This window comes from Dysgonomonas termitidis, from assembly GCF_042654545.1.
In the GTDB taxonomy this organism is placed as follows: Bacteria; Bacteroidota; Bacteroidia; order Bacteroidales; family Dysgonomonadaceae; genus Dysgonomonas; species Dysgonomonas termitidis.
The window spans coordinates 1-622 of record NZ_JBHSGN010000235.1; the positions used below are offsets into that span (position 1 = coordinate 1).

At 41.5% G+C, this 622-nt stretch carries 1 protein-coding gene; it reads left to right on the plus strand.

All coding sequences use genetic code 11. The annotated features are described in order from the left end of the window. A partial coding sequence (locus tag ACFO6W_RS26445) for a DUF6169 family protein (RefSeq protein ID WP_380002190.1) occupies positions 1–430 on the plus strand: 430 nt, incomplete at its 5' end. Positions 431–622 lie beyond the last annotated feature (192 nt).

The following is a 622-nucleotide window of genomic DNA, read 5'->3' on the forward strand; positions in this document are numbered from 1 at the left end:
GGCGTATTCCTTTATAACAGTGAGCGGTATCGAATATACCGCTTATTTTATTTGTTGTAGTAATTACGACAAAAGCCTTGAGAATACCTTTATGTTCAACTTTGAGCACAAAGGCGAACGCGCCGCTAAGACATCAGACCCGCGCATACGGGAGACAATCCTGTGCATCATTGAATTATTCTTTCAAAACAACCGGAACTCAATGATATACATATGCGATAGCCTGGACGGCAGGGAACTGTGCAGGAAAAGGCTTTTCGACATATGGGGCAATGAATGCAGGGACAGGTTCAGGCATATACATAAAGAAGAACTGCACGAAGAAGGGGAATATTACACACTTTGCTCATCCCTGCTGGTACACGTTGAAAATCCTGATATGGAGCAGGTAATACAATCGTTTGTCAGGCTAAAAGAAATGTTAATATAAACAGAATAAAGAAGCCTGTCAGAAAACAGGCTTTATCCAAATAAAAAACGAACCTACATATACCTTTTAGCATACCTTATATACTTCTCCTTAGCCTCTTTCCTTTCCAGTAGCGTTGCCTTATTATTCCGGCATTCGGGCGTCTGGTAAAACGACATCCTTTTACAGTCGCTCCATTTCAAACGCTTTGGC